The sequence below is a fragment of the Cohnella thailandensis genome, assembly GCF_014212135.1.
GTDB lineage: Bacteria > Bacillota > Bacilli > Paenibacillales > Paenibacillaceae > Cohnella > Cohnella thailandensis.
Map to the genome: position 1 here is coordinate 23,206 of NZ_JACJVQ010000015.1, position 17,712 is coordinate 40,917.

At 53.7% G+C, this 17,712-nt stretch carries 17 protein-coding genes; 14 read left to right on the plus strand and 3 right to left on the minus strand.

Annotated elements, in window-relative coordinates:
* Positions 1-105: 105 nt before the first annotated feature.
* From aepX to H7B67_RS17225, 3 genes are read left to right on the plus strand one after another with little or no spacing between them, the layout of a single operon-like run.
* Complete coding sequence (gene aepX, locus H7B67_RS17215) at positions 106-996, plus strand: phosphoenolpyruvate mutase (RefSeq protein WP_185121100.1); 891 nt, start codon at positions 106-108, stop codon at positions 994-996.
* Positions 993-2,156: a phosphonopyruvate decarboxylase gene (gene aepY / locus H7B67_RS17220; protein ID WP_185121101.1), complete on the plus strand. Its 1,164-nt coding sequence runs from the start codon at positions 993-995 to the stop codon at positions 2,154-2,156. Before aepX ends, aepY begins: the two co-directional genes overlap by 4 nt.
* The gene (locus H7B67_RS17225) at positions 2,153-3,274 is read left to right on the plus strand and encodes a 2-aminoethylphosphonate aminotransferase (protein WP_185121102.1); all 1,122 of its coding nucleotides are present in this window, start codon (positions 2,153-2,155) and stop codon (positions 3,272-3,274) included. Before aepY ends, H7B67_RS17225 begins: the two co-directional genes overlap by 4 nt.
* An 87-nt stretch (positions 3,275-3,361) precedes the next feature.
* On the opposite strand, the gene H7B67_RS17230 is transcribed toward H7B67_RS17225, so the two are convergent.
* Together H7B67_RS17230 and H7B67_RS17235 are read right to left on the minus strand one after the other, a co-directional pair.
* On the minus strand, positions 3,362-4,444 hold the full coding sequence (locus tag H7B67_RS17230; RefSeq protein ID WP_185121103.1) for a glycosyltransferase family 4 protein: 1,083 nt from the start codon (positions 4,442-4,444) through the stop codon (positions 3,362-3,364).
* A gap of 14 nt (positions 4,445-4,458) precedes the next feature.
* On the minus strand, positions 4,459-5,475 hold the full coding sequence (locus H7B67_RS17235) for a glycosyltransferase family protein (RefSeq protein WP_185121104.1): 1,017 nt from the start codon (positions 5,473-5,475) through the stop codon (positions 4,459-4,461).
* Between the two features lie 165 nt (positions 5,476-5,640).
* Between H7B67_RS17235 and H7B67_RS17240 the strand changes: the two genes are divergently transcribed.
* From H7B67_RS17240 to H7B67_RS17290, 11 genes are all read left to right on the plus strand, one after another.
* Positions 5,641-6,597 carry an NAD-dependent epimerase/dehydratase family protein gene (locus H7B67_RS17240; protein ID WP_185121105.1) on the plus strand — a complete coding sequence of 319 codons (957 nt, stop codon included), beginning with the start codon at positions 5,641-5,643 and terminating at the stop codon, positions 6,595-6,597.
* A gap of 25 nt (positions 6,598-6,622) precedes the next feature.
* Positions 6,623-7,525 carry a glycosyltransferase family 4 protein gene (locus tag H7B67_RS17245; protein ID WP_185121106.1) on the plus strand — a complete coding sequence of 301 codons (903 nt, stop codon included), beginning with the start codon at positions 6,623-6,625 and terminating at the stop codon, positions 7,523-7,525.
* A gap of 15 nt (positions 7,526-7,540) precedes the next feature.
* Positions 7,541-8,458 carry a glycosyltransferase gene (locus H7B67_RS31315; RefSeq protein WP_185121107.1) on the plus strand — a complete coding sequence of 306 codons (918 nt, stop codon included), beginning with the start codon at positions 7,541-7,543 and terminating at the stop codon, positions 8,456-8,458.
* 48 nt (positions 8,459-8,506) lie between these two features.
* Positions 8,507-9,532 (plus strand): glycosyltransferase family 4 protein, encoded by a 1,026-nt coding sequence (locus H7B67_RS17255; protein WP_185121108.1) that lies wholly within the window; start codon positions 8,507-8,509, stop codon positions 9,530-9,532.
* A gap of 223 nt (positions 9,533-9,755) precedes the next feature.
* Positions 9,756-10,910: a glycosyltransferase family 2 protein gene (locus H7B67_RS17260; protein WP_245363929.1), complete on the plus strand. Its 1,155-nt coding sequence runs from the start codon at positions 9,756-9,758 to the stop codon at positions 10,908-10,910.
* A 23-nt stretch (positions 10,911-10,933) separates the two neighbouring features.
* Positions 10,934-11,662, plus strand: coding sequence for a glycosyltransferase family 2 protein (locus H7B67_RS17265; protein WP_185121109.1), 729 nt, complete (start codon positions 10,934-10,936; stop codon positions 11,660-11,662).
* Positions 11,663-11,774: 112 nt separating this feature from the next.
* Complete coding sequence (locus H7B67_RS17270; protein ID WP_185121110.1) at positions 11,775-12,035, plus strand: hypothetical protein; 261 nt, start codon at positions 11,775-11,777, stop codon at positions 12,033-12,035.
* 16 nt (positions 12,036-12,051) lie between these two features.
* Positions 12,052-13,242 (plus strand): glycosyltransferase, encoded by a 1,191-nt coding sequence (locus H7B67_RS17275; RefSeq protein ID WP_185121111.1) that lies wholly within the window; start codon positions 12,052-12,054, stop codon positions 13,240-13,242.
* A 39-nt stretch (positions 13,243-13,281) separates the two neighbouring features.
* Positions 13,282-14,304 (plus strand): glycosyltransferase family protein, encoded by a 1,023-nt coding sequence (locus H7B67_RS17280; protein WP_185121112.1) that lies wholly within the window; start codon positions 13,282-13,284, stop codon positions 14,302-14,304.
* A 34-nt stretch (positions 14,305-14,338) separates the two neighbouring features.
* Positions 14,339-15,472: a DegT/DnrJ/EryC1/StrS family aminotransferase gene (locus H7B67_RS17285; protein WP_185121113.1), complete on the plus strand. Its 1,134-nt coding sequence runs from the start codon at positions 14,339-14,341 to the stop codon at positions 15,470-15,472.
* Positions 15,469-16,659 carry an ATP-grasp domain-containing protein gene (locus H7B67_RS17290; RefSeq protein WP_185121114.1) on the plus strand — a complete coding sequence of 397 codons (1,191 nt, stop codon included), beginning with the start codon at positions 15,469-15,471 and terminating at the stop codon, positions 16,657-16,659. The genes H7B67_RS17285 and H7B67_RS17290 overlap by 4 nt, the downstream gene beginning before the upstream one ends.
* A gap of 52 nt (positions 16,660-16,711) precedes the next feature.
* On the opposite strand, the gene H7B67_RS17295 is transcribed toward H7B67_RS17290, so the two are convergent.
* Positions 16,712-17,704: a ketoacyl-ACP synthase III gene (locus H7B67_RS17295; RefSeq protein WP_185121115.1), complete on the minus strand. Its 993-nt coding sequence runs from the start codon at positions 17,702-17,704 to the stop codon at positions 16,712-16,714.
* Between the last annotated feature and the right edge of the window lie 8 nt (positions 17,705-17,712).

Consider the following 17,712-nt stretch of genomic DNA (forward strand, 5'->3'; position numbering starts at 1 on the left):
CGTGGGGGTTTTATTTGGTCATATGGAGGAATGCCGTGGCAAATCAACCGTAGGCCAACATAATTTATCTTGACATTCATTCGCAAGCGCCTAGGGGGTGTCAAGATGAATAAAACTTCGCAACTTAAACAATCCATTGTATCGAATCGTTTGGAATTTCTCATGGAAGCCCATGATGCCTTGTCGGCCATCATAGTCGAAGAAGCCGGATTCAAAGGCATTTGGGCCAGCGGATTATCCATGTCGGCGGCGATGGGCGTTCGGGACAATAATGAAGTTTCCTGGACACAGGTTATTGACATTCTGGAATTCATGAGCGATGCGACTTCCATTCCAATTCTGCTTGACGGCGATACGGGATACGGAAATTTCAACAACGCCCGGCGTTTGGTCAAAAAGCTCGAACAAAGGGGAATTGCCGGAGTCTGCATAGAAGATAAGCAGTTTCCGAAATCGAATTCGTTTATCGAAGGAAAAGCGCAGCCGCTTGCCTCCATAGAAGAATTCAGCGGAAAAATCAAAGCGATGAAAGACGGGCAACAGGATGAAGATTTTGTCGTCGTAGCCAGGGTGGAGGCGCTGATCGCGGGCCTCGGGATGGAGGAGGCGCTGCGGCGTGCGGAGGCCTATCGGTTAGCGGGGGCCGATGCCGTTCTCATTCACAGCAAAAAGTCGGATGTCTCCGAAATAGAGGCGTTCATGAAGGAATGGGGCGGCAGGCATCCGGTCGTCATCGTACCGACCAAATATTATTCTACCCCAACTTCCCGCTTTCGCGAACTAGGCGTGAATGCCGTTATCTGGGCGAACCACAATTTACGTGCGTCGGTTGCAGCCATGCAGGAAGTATCCCAGCGAATTTTTCGGGAACAAAGCTTGATTAGCGTGGAAGACGACGTGGCAGCCCTGGAAGAAATATTCCGGTTGCAAAAGATGGAAGAATTGCAGGCGGCAGAAGAAAGATATCTTCCGAAGGGGGATAGAGAGCGGAAATGATCGATACGAGAACATGGGGACGGCAATTGCTGAATTTGGGCTATTCCTTATATGTCGGAGTTCCCTGTTCTTATCTGAAAAGCCTTATTAACTACGCCATCAATGAGTGCGAATATATCGGCGCAGCCAATGAAGGAGATGCCGTAGCTATAGCATCCGGCGCCAGTCTAGGAAGTCGTAAAGCGATTGTTCTTATGCAAAATTCGGGCTTGGCGAACGCCCTCTCGCCTCTGGTGTCGCTCAATTATCCGTTCCGGATTCCCGTACTCGGATTTATCAGCCTTCGGGGAGAGCCTGGTTACCCCGACGAGCCGCAGCATGAGCTGATGGGACAAATCACGACGCAAATGCTGAGCTTATTGAAGATTCGTTGGGAGATACTGTCGGACGATCTGGAGCAAGCGAAGCGGCAACTAATTGAAGCTGACCGAGAAATCGAACGCGGAGGTTCCTTTTTCTTTGTCGTACGCAAGGGAACATTCGCGGATGAGCCTTTGAAGAAACAGGAAGTATCTACCGGCCGAAACGCCGCAAAGAAGAGGAAGGAAGCGCCGGATCAACTGCCTTCCCGATATGACGCGCTGACCGTTATCGCTAGCCTGGCAGATAGCAGCACGGTTCAGCTTGCCACAACCGGCAAAACGGGAAGGGAGTTGTACGAGATCGAGGATGCTCCCAATCGGTTGTACATGGTCGGTTCCATGGGCTGTATCGGTTCTCTGGGTCTAGGACTGGCGGTAAGCGCTCCAGAATTCGATGTGGTTACGATTGACGGGGACGGCTCGCTGCTAATGCGGATGGGAAGCTTGGCCACGATCGGGTACTGCCATCCGAGTAATCTGCTGCATCTTGTTTTGGATAATAACTCGCACGATTCGACCGGAGGTCAACGTACCGTTTCCCATCAAACGGATTTTGTAGAGATCGCGGCCGCTTGCAAGTATGAAACTGCCCTCTACGTGCATAACCTGGACGAATTGAAGTCTGCTATCCTCGAATGGAAAAGGACAAAAGGGTTAACGTTCATCCATATGCGGATTGCCAAAGGCTCCAAGTCTCCGCTCGGTCGCCCGAATATCAAGCCTCATGAAGTGAACCAGAGGCTGCGAAGCTTTATTGAGCGGCGCCGCCTCGCAGGGAAGACGGAGAATTCGCCATGAATCCTGTTAAACGAAATATATTGCTTAGTCCCGGACCCGCGACAACGACGGACAGCGTAAAGCGGGCGCAAGTGGTTCCCGACATCTGTCCTCGGGAGGAAGAATTCGGCAGTCTGTTGGCGGGCATTTCTGAAGATTTGACCCGGATCGTTGCCGATCCGCAAACTCATACCGCCGTCTTGTTTGCAGGTTCCGGCACGGCGGCAGTGGAATCCATGCTTTGTTCATCGGTCTCCGCGGATGGCACTGTCATCATCGTCAACAACGGCGCCTATGGAAGGCGAATGTGCGAGATTGTCCAAACCTACGGCATCTCCTATCTTGAGTTCACCAGTTCCTCGACGGATCCTATCGACCTGGAAGCGCTGGAAGCATTCATAGCCGCCTCCCCTCGCAAGGCATCTCACCTCGCTGTCGTCCACCACGAGACGACAACCGGACTGCTGAACGACATCGGTTCCCTAGGGGAACTGTGCCGTAAATACGAGATCGAATTTATGGTCGACGCCATTAGTTCGTTTGCAGCCATTCCGATTCGAATGGAAGACTTGCACATCGCCTACTTGGCCGCAAGCTCGAACAAGAATATTCAAGGGATGGCCGGCATCTCCATGGTCGTAGCCGAGAAAAAACGGCTGGACAATATGCGCTGCAACAAGCCTAGAAGCTACTACTTGAATTTGTATGCGCAATACGACTATTTTGTCCGAACGCGCCAACTGCGCTTCACTCCGCCGGTACAGACGTTTTACGCCCTCCGTCAGGCGATTGACGAGCTATTCGTCGAAGGAATCGAAGCCCGATACAAGAGGTATACGAAGTCATGGACAACCTTGATCGAAGGCATTGCCAAGCTTGGGTTAAAGCATCTCGTCAACCCTCGACATCACTCCAAAATCGTCACTTCGATTATCGAGCCCGATTGCTCAGGATACGATTTTCGGAACATGCACGATTTTTTCTATGACAAGGGGTTCACGATTTATCCCGGTAAGCTGGAACGTCTCAACACGTTCCGGGTTGCGAATATGGGGGACATCACAAGCGAGGATATGGAAGCCTTTCTGAGGTTGCTGGCTGAGTATTTAGACAGCATCGGCTATATAAAATCCGTATAAAAATGCACCCCCTAGAATACATCGGATAACCCCCGGGGGTTTCTCCAATGTCTATTCTAAGGGGTGCACTTAAGCGGTCTCGCGATATTATTGTGCTTTTTTGATTTTCGCGAGAATGGCCAAGTATCTGCTTACATATCCCGAATCCCGGAAGTGCTTGTTTATCGTTTTGATGCCGTTTTTGATGACTTTTCTTCTCCATTCCGTGTCGTTGAGCATTTTTTTGACCGCGTCGGCTCCCTGGCGGATATCGCCAAGCGGGTAGAGCGAGCCGTTCTCCCGGCCTCTCGTAATCACTTCGTTCTTGCCGGGGATATCCGAGCTGACGACGGGCAGTCCGCACGCCATCGGCTCCAGAACCGAATTGCCCAACCCTTCCCTGACGGATGTGGTCAGCAGGCAGCCGCCGGAGCTTTTGATCGCGGAGTAAATCTCGGGCATGAGAGTGTTGGGCACGAACCCGACCATTCTCGTTTTGCGCTTCATGGGACCTAAGGAGCAGACCTTGACGAGTTCGTTATAATCCGGCGAAGAGCTCGGATGGAACATAAACCACATTTCGATGTTTTCCGTCTCGGCTACGCGGGTGCAGATTTTAACGAACTCCCTCCAGTTTTTATTTTTCTCGATTCTGCCCACGAAGCCGATCGCTTTGACGCCCGCTTGCGGTTTCGGGACCAGCTCGCTCGTTCTCTCGGCTGGCGGAACAAAACGAAACATCGGGTGCACCGTATTGCTGTCGACGTAAACCGGAATCGGCTTATTCATTTTCTTTTTGCACAGAGGCACCAAGTACTTGGCAATGCAAAGAACGGCGTCCACTTTCCCGTCTTGTCCGATCCGCCTCATTTGTTCCTTGACGTATTTGCTCCACCCGCGCACTTCGAACAGGATCTTGCCTTTATAGGAGCTCGGGACATGAGGGATATATTCGGTCGTAAAAATAAACGAGATATAATCGTATTTTCCGTTTTTAACGATAGACTGGAAATGCTCCTTGCTTTTTACGTAGCGGTGGGGGATTTTCTCGAAAAGGTATTCTCCGTCTCCTTTCTGAACAAACAAGAGATCCGCCTGAATCCCTGCCGCCCTCAAAGCGAGGATTCGGCTGCGCAAAGTGGTGGCCAAACCGCCCGTACCTGATTTCCACGCTACATAAAGGATTTTCAAATGTACGCGCTCCTTTAGGACAACTTTAAATAAATTTGCTTTAACTCCTCGGCCAGCTTTCGGGAATCGTAGTATTTCTCCACGTATACGCGGCTTTCCATGCCGATTCGGCGCCTCGCCTTCGGATTTCGGACGAGCCGCTTCAGCGTGTCGTAGCAGGTATCCGGATCGGCGCTCACGATCGGCAGTCCGGGCGGGTAGGTCTTGCGCAGATCGTCCCGGATGTGACAGACGACGGGTTTGCCGAGCGCCATTCCTTCCAGGCTGAACACGCCGAAGGAACCCTGGAGCAGCTGATCGATAATGATGTCCGCCTCGCGATAGCAGCGGATCGCTTCCTTGTGGGTCATTCGCTCGATTTGTCGATATTCGAAAGGAGTGCCTTTCCTGGAGAGCCTGTCGATCGCGCTTTGAACATACTCCGTGCCTTTCAGATACGGATTGGTAGGCGCGTGAACGATCAGCGGCTTGCGGTTTCGTTCCGATGGATAGGAAGGTTCGAATTTATTCAAGGTAACGAATTGCCTAAGCATATGAATCTTTTTGTAGAATCCGCGGATGTAGCTTCTAAGCTCGTGATCGGCCACGATAGCATGATCGATATAAGCGGACAGAATTTTCAACTTGCGCCGAATCTGCCTCTCTTCCCGCCTCTCGCCCTCTTTGACCCGGACATGGGGATTGCCGGCGGTTCTCGCGACGGAGAGCATGCGAACGTCGGAGCCGCGATGCTGAACGACCAGCTTTTTGCCGTGTTTCTTGAGTATGGCCAGATCGGAACGGTCTTTAAAGAACGTTTCGCCAAAATGAAAATGAAAGACGTCGTAGCGTTCGATCGCCTCTTCCAGAAATTCCTCCCTTCGCTTTTTTCGTTCTTCGCCGTTCAATCGTTCCAGGTGTAGGCAAAGATCCGGCTTTAACGGAACGGAACGCTCCCTGAAGTGGCACGATGTCGCATCTACCCCGATCTGACGCAGAGCGGAGCACATCTCGATCATTTGCCTGCCCACCGGCAGATGCAATACTCTCATCGCCATCTCGCTCCTCACCCCGGCAACGGCTATGATTCCTCTCCATCATATGTACATGTTACAGGGCGGGAATGGGTGAACGATGGATTCGGGAGATGTATTCACTAGCCGTGTCCACCGCAGAAGGGCGGCATATAATGTCCATACATTTACGGAGGTGGTTATGTGCGTATTATCGTCACTGGCTGCGCCGGCTTCATCGGCTCGCACGTAGCCAGACGATTGCTTGACGAAGGGCATTTCGTGATCGGTTTGGATAACCTGAACGATTATTACGATGTCTCTCTCAAAAAGAGTCGGCTAGCATGGATCCGTCACGAACGCTTTATATTCGTTAAAGAGAGCTTGGAGGAACGGGATAAGATCGACAGCCTGTTCGGACAATGGCAGCCTAACGTCGTCATTCATTTGGCCGCGCAGGCGGGCGTCCGGTACAGCCTGGAGAATCCCCATGCCTATATCGATTCGAACCTCGTCGGATTCACCAACGTTCTGGAAGCGTGCCGCCGCCATCCCGTCGAGCATTTGATCTACGCTTCTTCCAGCTCCGTTTACGGCTTAAACGACAAGCTGCCGTATTCCACCTCGGATGTCGTCGACCGTCCGATCAGCCTCTACGCGGCAACGAAAAAAGCGAATGAGCTGCTGGCGCATACGTACAGCCATCTATTCGGCCTGCCGACGACGGGGCTGCGTTTTTTCACCGTCTACGGTCCGTGGGGAAGACCCGATATGGCGCTCTTCATTTTCACGAAAGCGATTCTGGAAGGAACTCCGATCAAGCTTTATAACAACGGCAAGATGAGACGGGATTTCACGTACATCGACGACATCGTGGAGGGCATCGTCCGCCTGATTCCGCGGGTCCCCGATCCGCCCTATAAGATATACAATATCGGCAACAACAGCCCCGTCGAATTGACGGCCTTTATCGACGCCATCGAGAAGAAGCTTGGCAAGACGGCGGAGAAGCAGCTGCTCCCTCTTCAGCCCGGCGACGTGACGGAGACGTACGCGGATGTCGGGGATTTAATGAACGACACGGGATTTCGCCCAAGCACGCCGATAGAAACCGGGATCGGCAATTTCATCGATTGGTATCGAGCCTACTACGGCGTCTGACAACGATGTTAGGAGCGGTGACGAGATGAAAGTGCTGTTGGTTCCGGATCGTCCCGGTTGGGCTTTCGATAACCGGGCGAAAGACCTGATGTCGTTCAAGTGGAACGGCATTCGTTTATATTTGAAATACTTGCCGGAGGTTACGGCAAAGGACCCGAACAAATACGACTTGATCTACCCGTTGTCCCTCTCCGTTGCCAGAAGGCTGAACGAGCAAGGGATTCCGATGAGCAGGATGGCAACCGGCATTACCTCGATCCGGGTCTACGAGAATAAGATGATCGGGAAACGGAAGTTCCGGCCGGACTTCCTGCAATTCGTCAAGAGCTTGCGCGGGATCAACGCATGGTCGGACGAAATCGTCCGAACCTTCAAGCCGCATTGCCGGATATCCAAAACAAGGATCGGGATCGATGAAGAGCTGTTTAAGCCCGGCGAAAAAAAGAAAAACGCCAAGTTCACGGTCGGCTGGGTCGGGCGGATCGACGAGCCCAAGAGCCGGGAGCTTAAAGGATACGACATCGTATTGAACGCGCTGAAAGGACTGGACGTCAAGCTCGACATCCGAACGTTCAAGGAAAATTACGTGCCTCGGCATAAGATGGTCGACTTCTATCAAGGAATCGATTGCTATATTTGCTCCAGCCGTTCGGAAGGGCTTCCGAATCCGCTGCTGGAGGCGGCGGCATGCGGAGTTCCCGTGATCACGACGAAAGTAGGCATCGTGCCCGAGCTGATCGAGCATCGGAAGAACGGCCTGATCGTATCGAGAAACGCGGAAGCGATCCGGGATAAGGTAGTTTACTTGTTGAACCATCCGAAGGAACGCGAATCGTTGGGCAGCAGCATCCGGGATACGATCGTAAACGGCTGGACCTGGGACATCTGCAAGCGAGACTGGGAGCGTTATTTCAAGTCGTTGGTTTAGGGCGGAGGGGATCACGTGAACATTTTACTCGTTCCCAGCACACCGGGATGGGCATTCGATCACCGCGCCAGGGACCTGATGTCCCTTCGGATGAGCGGGATCCGGTTCCGTTTGAAATATTTAAGCGAAGTCGAACCGAAGGACCGGCTCCGATACGACTTGATTTATCCGCTCACTCTCGACGGGGCGAAAATTCTCAAAAGCCGGGCGGGGATTCCCTATCATAAGATGGCGGCCGGCATTACCTCTCTGCGTTCGATCGAGAGTTACCAAAAGGAAGGAGGCGGGTTCGACTCCGACTTCATCAGGTTCGTTAAACGTTTGCGGGGCGTCAATACCGCATCGGACGAAATCATTCGCTTGTTCGACGGCCAGTGCAAAGTTCACAAAACGCGAGTGGGGATAGACGAGAAGATGTTTAGGCGTTCCGGCAGCTCTCCCGGGAACAAAACGTTTACCGTCGGGTGGGTAGGGAGAATCGATAAGCCGGAGTACCGGGAGTTGAAAGGGTACGATATCGCGTTATCCGCGCTAAAAGGACTGGATGCCAAGCTGAAGATCCGAACGTACAAAGAAAATTACGTTCCTCGGCATAAGATGGTGTCCTTTTACCAGGGACTGGATTGTTTCCTCTGCACGAGCCGATCGGAGCATATTCCGCTGCCTATCCTGGAGGCAGCCTCATGCGGGGTGCCGATCATAACGACGAAGGTAGGCATCGTTCCGGAGCTGATCAGGCACAAAGAGAATGGACTCATCGTCTCGAGAACGCCCGATGCGGTCAAGAAAGCCGTGCAGCACTTGAAGGAGAACGAGAAGGAGCGCAGGGCTATGGGACGCAGCGTTAGGAAAACCATTGTTAACCATTGGACATGGGAGTCTTGCAAAGCCGATTGGGAGGCTTTCTTTAAATCGATGGCGCAAGAAAGGTGATCCGAAATTAATATCTTGTATGTGCTGGCACGACCGAACGTAGGCGGATTGCAAACGACGCTGAGGAACCGAATTCGGGCGCTCGCGGACCAAGGCGTCCGATCGGAGGTGGCTTACTTTGAACAAGGGGAAGGAGAATATCTGTTCGATCGGATTCCGCATCGGTTGATCCTATCTCCTTCGGATTTTCAAGAAGTCGTCCGCAACGGAAGGTTCGATTGTTTGTCCTTTATTTATACAACGGAGTATATGGAGCACGTGCCCGACGATTATGCCGGTAAAATCCTGTATGAGGTGCGCGGCTGGAACAAGCAGGTTGCCCTAAACGTTAATGGCCTCGGGCAAGTCCGCAAAGTGGACGGAGTCTTGTGCATCGCAAAATATTTGAAGCCGGTGGTGCTGAAGCACCTGAAAAGGCACATCCCCGTGTATGTCGACGGCAACGCGGTCGACCCGATGTTTCGATTCATCCGGCATCCGAACCGCAGCTGGGACGACTGTCCCGTTCCGGACAAGAACCGCAAGGTGATCGCCTTCGTGGGAAGGCTGGACCGAAGCAAAAATTGGAGGCAGTTCGTTCGGATCTGCGGGAAGGTGAACGAAACCGAGCCGATCGAACCGTGGATCATTTGCAACCGGAACGACGCTGTCGCCATGGCGAGCCTGTTTCGAAGGCTGTCCCGCAAAGGGCTTTTGGATGTCGCCAAGGTCATCGTTCACGTGCCGAACCATCGCATGCCGGAGCTGTATTCCGCCGTCCGGCGTTCCGGAGGCTGCCTTCTGTCCGCTTCCGAGCGCGAAGGATTGGGCAATCACGTCCTCGAACCGATGGCCTGCGGCCTTCCGATCGTCAGCTCCAACGTGCCCGGGAAGAATGAGATCATCAAGCATCGGCACAACGGCATGCTTTACCGATTGAACGATACGGACCAAGCCGTTCGGTATGTCAAAGAATTGCTCCATGACAAAGAACTGAGGCGCAGGCTTAGGAGCAACGGGTTGAACACGATAAGAAGGGACTTTAATCCGCCTCGGTATGCGGTGAGATTCCAGAAGATCCTGTCCAAGTTGTGAGCCTGGGAAGCATGGTCTGCCATGCTTCTTTTTTTTGCGCGGCAGCTTCTTTAGCTAGATTCATGCAGCGAGTTTCATATAGGTACGAATGCCGTTGCAATTCATTAACCCACACATAAGATGACTGAAGATAGAAACCTAGAATATTCCTGGCAAGGCTCGATTAGCCGCGGCGTACACGATGCGGAGGTGGGAAGAATGAATCCGGGACGAGTGAGCGCCAATGGCTAGGGCGGCGGTCAAGAGAGCGGGACGCGCCGGAAGGGTTCCCGCCAGAGCCCCTTCGAGAAGAAGGCGAATAGCTGCGAGAGTCCATTCGGGCAAATGGCGGAGATGGAACCGTTCCCCGATCAAAGTCAAACGTTCGCCTAATGTCAAACTCAAGAAGCGTATGGAACATGATTGGTTGAGGAGGGCTTACGATGCGGGAGCCCATTCCTTATCCGCCCAAGCCGAGTCCGTAAAGGAGGATACTCCGGAATCGGACTTTACCGAAGCTATCCGAAAGGCCGCGAACGAGGACTGGTACCGCTGGTACAGCGCCGTCGGAGGCGTGCCCAGATCCGTTTACCCTGCGGCCTCGGCCAAGTTCGTCGAAGGATACGCCAAGCGATCCGGCAAGTATCTGGGCCATTTACTGACGATCCCCACGGTTCGAACCGTCGCCGCCATCGTTACGGTAATGAATGAGAAAGGCACGATAGCGGGAGTCATTCAACAGTTGGAGCGGCTTCCTCTGCATGAGCTGATATTTGTCGTGAACGGCTCTACGGACGACAGCTTCGAAATCATCCGCAACCAATCGCGCGCCGCCATCCTTCATTATCCTCATCCCCTTGGACATGACGTGGGCAGGGCCATCGGCGCCAAGTTTGCCGAATCCGAACTTTTGCTTTTCCTCGACGGCGATTTTGCAATTCCCGCCGAGAATCTCATCCCGTTTATACAAGCTATCGAACAGGGGATGGATATCGCATTAAATAATATCGATCCTTATATCGGCCTATTCCATCGAAGAGACTCCGTTACGAGAGCGAAAGAATTCCTGAACCGTTCTCTTCAAAGGGCGGATCTCGGCTCCAATTCGCTTACGGCGGTCCCCCATATGATGACGAAGCTTGCCGCGGAACGCATCGGCTATTCGAATCTTGCCGTTCCCCCGAAGGCTCAAGCGGTCGCGGTGGAGCAGCGAATGAAGATAGGCGCGCCCGCCAGCATCGACGTGATCTCCGCCAACCGTCTTCGGGATTTGAATGTCGGCAACGGCAACAAGACTGCCCGGATGATCATAGGCGACCATATAGAGGCAATACAACTGGCGCTCAAGGCGCGGGGGTCTCGATTGACGTTTCCGGACGGCATCCGGAAACGGCTTTAATCTTGCCGCAGCGGGTGAAACTCATGAGGAGAACCAGCATTATTATCCCGACTTGCAACGGTGCGGATTTGCTCAAGGATTGCTTGTATTCGATCAAGAAGCATACCGAGGAGCCTTACGAGATCATTGTCGTCGATAACGGCTCTACGGACGGCACGCTGGATGTTTGCCGGCAGGAGCAGGTCGCGTTCGTCTCCCTGCATGCCAACGCCGGATTTCCGGCTGCCTGCAACAAGGGGCTTCGGATCGCGACCGGCAGCGCTCTGCTTCTGCTGAATAACGATGTTATCGTAGCGCGTAACTGGCTGCGCAACATGCTTGACTGCCTGGATAGCCGGCAGGAGATCGGCATCGTCGGCCCTATCACGAATTATGCCAGCGGCAAGCAGCAAATCGACATGCCGTTCACCCATATCGACGAGATGGCGGCGAAGCTGAACGTCCCGGACCCCGGCAAATGGCAGCCGGTCGATCGCCTTATCGGCTTCTGTATGCTCTTCAAACGCGAAGTGATGGATCGAATCGGATCGCTCGACGAGCGCTTCTCTCCCGGACACTACGAGGACGACGACTACTGCTTGAGAGCCCGAAACGCCGGGTACCAGCTGCGGATCGCGGGAGACGCGTTCGTCTTCCATCATGGCAGCAGCAGCTTCGGAAGGCAGGAGCGGGACAAGGTCAAGCAGCTGATCGAGAACAACCGGCGCAAGTTCATGGAGAAATGGGGGCTTGACCCCGGTATTCCCGTCTAATCGGAGGGTTCAAAATGGATGGATGTCCCGTTTCCGAACCCCTGCCGGCGAATAAACTGTTTGGTAAGTCGGCTGGGGGGATGACCATTTGTCGTTGAGGAGGCGATTAGAGTTGAAGAGAAAATTCGGCGGAAAAACGGCCTCTCGAAAAGGCGTAGGAATCGCGAAGAAAAAATCGGCGGCCGTCCGAAAGAGAACGGGGGCCGTTCATAGAAACAAAGGCAGATACAAGGGGAAGCGGGCAGCCGGGAAAACCTATTCTGCCGAGGCGTATAACAAGGCCTACGATGCCGGGTTCGACGAAGCCTACAACAACGGGTACAACCTCGGCTATCAGGAAGGATTGAACGCGGGCCATCAAGATGCCATTTAAAGGAGAATGAACGACGATGGCCTTGAACAAACCTAGGGCAGCCAGTCAACGAACGTCTATCCGTCAAATCGCCTATCTGCAAGGACAGCAGGATGGCTTTAAGAAAGGGCATCAAGACGGTTTTCTTAGAGGCAAGGAAGACGGAGCCAGACGGGGCGGGGAAGCCGCCCGGCACGAGCCTCAAGGGCAGCCATTGCCATCTTACGCCGAAATTCTGGTTATCTCCGCGAGCATCATTCCCTCTCTGGAGATCGGCGTTATTCAACCCTTGGAAGCTTTAAGCAAACTTGAGAATCTTCGTTACGATGTCCGTTTGGAGCACGAAGTCACCGAAGAGATGATTGCGGCGTCCCGCACGGTTTTGTTCGTAAGGAACGTAGAGCCCGCGGCTTATGCGTTGCTGGAGAAAGCGTTGCAATTGGGCAAACGCACCGTCTACGTGATCGACGATAATTTCTTGGAGCTCAATCCTGCCGAACCGATAGGACAGTACTATTCCGACCCGGCGCGGAGAGAGACGTTTATCCGGTTTCTGAGGGATGCTCATATGGTCAAGGTGGATGCGCCCGATCTTGGCAACGTCATTCGCGAGAAATACAATTCGAACGTCGTCTATTTCCCTGCCAGCGTGGATTTCGAATGGCTGGACCGGAATCCGAAGCCCGAGAAGCTAAGCGGGCCTATCGTCATCGGCTACGAAGGCAGTCCCAAAGAGGAGGACTTCGTTCCCGTCGTGCCGGCCCTGAAGAAAATCCTGTATTATTACGGCGGCTTCGTGCGGTTGGAGTTCATGGGATTCGTGCCCTCCGCCTTGGCCGATCATCCTTGCGTCATTTATGAGGACGGGGGCATGGACTACAAGAGTTTCATCGGCAAGCTGAACCAGCGCCAGTGGGATATCGGGCTGGCTCCGCTTGACGACAATCCGTTCAACAGGGGCAAGACGAACAATAAATATCGGGAGTACGCGGCCTGCGGGATACCCGGCATTTATTCCTCGCTGCCGATTTATACGTCATGGATCGACCACGAGCAAACGGGGTATCTCGTTAAGCATACCGAAGACGGCTGGTATGAAGGAATCAAGCGCTTGATCGAAGACGTGCCCTTAAGGCTTCGCATTCAGGAGCAAGCGTATCAAGCGGCACGGCAGTCGTTCTCGCTCGAAGCATGCGTCGACAATTGGAAGAACCGCGTTTTGAACTAATGAACGCAAAGGGCAAAGCGGGAGAGGAGGAAGGCGCGCATGAACGTTCTTATCATCGGATCCAACCGAATCCCTTCCTATAAAATCGGAATCGAACAGCCGCTCCGTCACCTGGCCAAGTCCGGGGATTGCCGATTCAGCGTCAAGAACGACGACGAGGCCCAAATTTCCGATCTGTTGGCGGCGGATATCGCGATCTTCATCCGCACCGTGAGCGAAGAAGCGTATCGATTTTTGGAGCTGGCCCGAGAGATGGGCAAGAAGACCGTGTACGTGATCGACGATCATTTTCTGGCTTTGTCGCCCACGACCGATGTCGGCAGGTACTATAACGATCCCGGCAAACGGAATGTCTATATCCGGTTTTTGAAGAACGCGGATATCGTCAAGGTTGCTTCGGACTTCTTCGCCGAACACCTGAGAAATCACTTCAATCCGAATAAAATCGTATGCTTTCCGGGCAGCGTCGATTTCTCCATTCTGTCCAAGTCGGAGAAGACCGAAGAGGTTGAGAAGGATGGGAACGAGGACAGGATCGTCATCGGCTACGAGGGCGGGAGGAAGCAAGCGGCCTTCGAGCCCGTATCCAAAGCTCTTCGCAGAATCATTCGAAAGTACGAGGACCGGATTCGCATCGAGTTTTACGGCTTCGCTCCCGAAGGCTTCGAGAATAAACCGCATGTCCGCGTCTATCCCTACGAGAACGATTATCCTCGTTTTCTTAAGCGTCTTTACGGCGCCAATTGGGACATCGGGCTTGCTCCTCTCGAGCCGACTCTCTTTCACGACTGCAAGAGCAACAACAAGTTCCGGGAATACAGCGCATGCGGAATCGTCGGAATATACTCCGATTCTCCCGTCTACAAGAGTTGGGTGAAGAACAAGGAGAACGGGCTGCTGGCAGGGGCAAGCGCTCGGGAATGGCAAGAGGCAATGGAAGAATTGATCGAGCGGCCGGAACTCCTCAAGCGGCTAAGAAACAATGCGATGCGCACGGCTAAGGAGAATTTTACCGTCGAGACCTGCGCGGAACGGTGGCGGAAGCAAATCCTGCAAGGCTGACTCAACAAGGCGTTTTTTAAAAGGAGAGGTTCCTTTGGGGGAAAAACACATTCCCGTGCTGCAGCCTAGTATCGGAGAAGAAGAGATAGAAGCCGTAGCCGAGGTGCTTCGCTCCGGCTGGCTCGGGCTTGGACCCAAGACCGAGCAATTCGAACAGCAATTCGCAAGCTATGCGGGAAGCCGGTTCGCCGTCGCGCTCAACTCGGGAACGGCCGCCCTGCACTTGGCGCTGGAGATTCTGGGGATCGGACCGGGAGACGAGGTTATCGTTCCGTCCATCACTTTTATATCGACCGTTCATGCGGTCAGCTATGTCGGAGCCACGCCGGTCTTCGCCGATATCGATCCGATTACGATGAACTTGACGGCAGAGGAGATCGAGCGGAAGATCACGAATCGGACGAAAGCGATCGTCGTCGTCCATATGGGTGGCCATCCCTGCGACATGGATGCCATTCACGAGCTGGCTCGGACGAGAGGAATCAAGGTCGTGGAGGATGCGGCGCATGCGTGCGGCGCCGAGTATAAAGGCAAGCTTATCGGCTCGATCAGCGAGCTGACCTGCTTCAGCTTCCACGCGGTCAAGAACCTGACCAGCGGCGAAGGCGGCGCCATCACCTGCAACGTGGAGTGGATGAATCGCAAGCTGAGAGAGAAGCGTTGGGTCGGCATATCGCGCGACACTTGGATTCGATCCTCGTCCGAGAAGGTTTACGCTTGGCAGTATTTCGTCGATCAGGTCGGCTATAAATACCATATGAACGATCTGCAAGCCGCCATCGGGCTTGTGCAATTAAAAAAACTGAAGCGGTTAAACGAGCGGCGCAGGCAAATCGCGGATCGATACATCTCCGAATTAAGCAGCTTGGATTGGATCGAGCTGCCGCGGGAGCAGTCTTATGCCAGAAGCTCCTGGCACTTGTTTCAGATCAAGCTGAAGGATCAAACGGCAAGGGACCGCCTCATCGCCCATTTGCAAGAAGAGAATATCGCTACCGGCGTCCATTACTATCCCTGTCATCTTCATCCTTGCTACATTGACCTGAAGGCCGTCGTGCCGATCTCGACGGAGATTTGGAAAAGAATCCTGACATTGCCCATTCACCCCAATATAACGGAAGACGATCTGGATCGGATTATCACTCGGATCTGGGAGTTTCGGCCATGAGCAAGCTGATGGTTCTTGGCGCCGGAGCCGCTCAGCTGCCTCTGATCGAGACCGCCAAACGAATGGGAATCGAAGTAATCGTCGTCAGCAGAAACGGGAATTATCCCGGATTTGCGGCGGCCGATAAGGCCTACTATGTGGATACGACGGATTCGGAAAGCGTCCTGAAGATCGCCAGGGAAGAACGAATCGACGGCATCTGCACGACCGGAACGGACGTAGCCGTCAAGACGATCGGCCGAGTGGTCGACGCGCTCGGGCTGAAGGGAGTCGGCTATGAATCGGCGATGCTGTCTTCGAATAAGTGGGCCATGAAGCAAGCCTTCATGGATCATGGAGTCAGAACCTCGTCCTTCATGAAGGCCAGAAATGCCGAAGAAGCCAACCGCGCCATGGAGCTGCTTAAGCCTCCATACGTATTCAAAGCGGTGGACAGCGGAGGAAGCAAAGGCATCGTCAAAGTGAGCGATGCCTCTCAATTGGATTACGCGGTTAACGCGGTCTTGCAAGCGACGAAGCATGATTACTTTATCGTGGAAGAATTCGTGGAAGGAATCGAATTCGGAGCTCAGGCGTTTATCTACGACAATAAGCTTCGCTTCGTCATGATTCACGGCGATCTTATGTTCTACGGGGATGCCGGAGTTCCCATCGGCCATTATGTTCCTTATGAGCTTTCGGAACAAGCGGTCCAGGACGCCCATTTGCAGCTGGAGAGAAGCATTCGGGCGCTCGGTCTCGACAATTGCGCGATCAATGCGGATTTTATTCGGCAGGACGATAAAGTATTCGTTCTTGAAATCGGAGCCCGCGCCGGTGCGACATGCTTGCCGGAGTTGGTTTCTACTTATTATGGATACGACTACTACGAACAGATGGTGAAGGCGGCGCTCGGCCTCTCCCCCGAATTTCCCACCTCGCTCTCGCAGGCGTGCGTTTGCGAGCTGCTGCTGTCGGGCGAAGAAGGAGAAATCATCGGACTGGATAACGACAACGATGTCGGGGGAGACATTATCCAAATCCTGTTCGATTATCGAATCGGGGATTGGATTCCCAAATTCAAAGTCGGAACGGACCGTATCGGACAGCTCGTCGTTAAGGGAGAAAATTTGCAGACGGCCTTCCGGCAGCTGGAAGAAGTCAAGAAGAAGATCCGAATAACGGTATCGCGCAAAATAGACAGCTAAGGGGACGTCCCGAAAGTCATCCCGAATGACTTAGGGAGGTCCCCTTCCTATTCTAAAGGCTCCAACGAAGCAGCAACCCCGCTTGGCTGAGGCCGGATCCGAAGCCGTAAAGGGCGATCAACTGATCGGGCTTCAATTTGCCTTCCCGCACCGCTAAGTCCAAGGCAAGCGGAATGGAAGCGGCCGAGGTGTTCCCGTACCCCTCCATGCTGGTCAAAGCTTTCTCCGCCGGCAATCCGATTCTTTCGCACATCGCTTCCACCATTCTCATGTTGGCGCTATGGGGAACGAACCAATCCAGCTTTTCCATCGTCAGGCCGGCTCTCTCCAGCAACCGCCCGACGCCTAGCGGAACTTGGGTCACCGCCCATTTATACACCTCGCGGCCGTTCTGAACGATTCTTCCATCGCCGGATAAGGATTGATCCTTCCACTTGTCGGACATTCCCGTCGCATAGACGAGCGGTCCTCCCGACCCGGTCGTATCGGCGTCGGAGGAGAGGAAGTCGCCTCTTCCGGTTTCCTCGACCAATACCGCTCCGGCTCCGTCCCCGAATAGGATGCACGTAGAGCGATCCGCATAATCCGTAATTCGGCTTAACGTCTCCACTCCGATAACGGCGATCTTCCGATAGGCTCCGGTCAGCACGAGGCCGTTCGCGACCTGAAGGGCGGAGACGAAGCCCGCGCATGCCGCATTCATATCGAAGGCAAGGCTTCCGCGCATCCCGAACGCTTCCTGAACGCGGGAAGCGACGGACGGGAATGGCGAGTCCGGGGTTGTCGTAGCGACGACGATGCCGTCGATGGAAGCGGCGTTTACCCCGAAACGGTCGATCAGATTGCGCAGAGCGTTTATGGCCAAGTCGCTGGAGTATTCGTCGGAAGAAGCGATTCGCCGTTCTTTGATGCCGGTGCGTCTTACGATCCACTCGTCGTTGGTGTCTACCATAGAGGAGAGATCCTCGTTCGTCAGGCGACGTTCAGGCACATAACTGCCGATTGCCGTTATCGAGGCTTGGGAGGACATAGCTGCTGCGTTCATGAGACGCC

Excerpts from the sequence above, each read along its gene's own strand:
- H7B67_RS17265 (WP_185121109.1), top strand. The coding sequence starts at position 10,934 with ATGAGGAGAACCAGCATTATTATCCCGACTTGCAACGGTGCGGATTTG.
- H7B67_RS17235 (WP_185121104.1), bottom strand. The coding sequence starts at position 5,475 with ATGAGAGTATTGCATCTGCCGGTGGGCAGGCAAATGATCGAGATGTGC.
- H7B67_RS17275 (WP_185121111.1), top strand. The coding sequence starts at position 12,052 with ATGGCCTTGAACAAACCTAGGGCAGCCAGTCAACGAACGTCTATCCGT.
- H7B67_RS17290 (WP_185121114.1), top strand. The coding sequence starts at position 15,469 with ATGAGCAAGCTGATGGTTCTTGGCGCCGGAGCCGCTCAGCTGCCTCTG.
- H7B67_RS17225 (WP_185121102.1), top strand. The coding sequence starts at position 2,153 with ATGAATCCTGTTAAACGAAATATATTGCTTAGTCCCGGACCCGCGACA.
- aepY (WP_185121101.1), top strand. The coding sequence starts at position 993 with ATGATCGATACGAGAACATGGGGACGGCAATTGCTGAATTTGGGCTAT.
- H7B67_RS17260 (WP_245363929.1), top strand. The coding sequence starts at position 9,756 with ATGGCTAGGGCGGCGGTCAAGAGAGCGGGACGCGCCGGAAGGGTTCCC.
- H7B67_RS17295 (WP_185121115.1), bottom strand. The coding sequence starts at position 17,704 with ATGAACGCAGCAGCTATGTCCTCCCAAGCCTCGATAACGGCAATCGGC.
- H7B67_RS17280 (WP_185121112.1), top strand. The coding sequence starts at position 13,282 with ATGAACGTTCTTATCATCGGATCCAACCGAATCCCTTCCTATAAAATC.
- H7B67_RS17245 (WP_185121106.1), top strand. The coding sequence starts at position 6,623 with ATGAAAGTGCTGTTGGTTCCGGATCGTCCCGGTTGGGCTTTCGATAAC.
- aepX (WP_185121100.1), top strand. The coding sequence starts at position 106 with ATGAATAAAACTTCGCAACTTAAACAATCCATTGTATCGAATCGTTTG.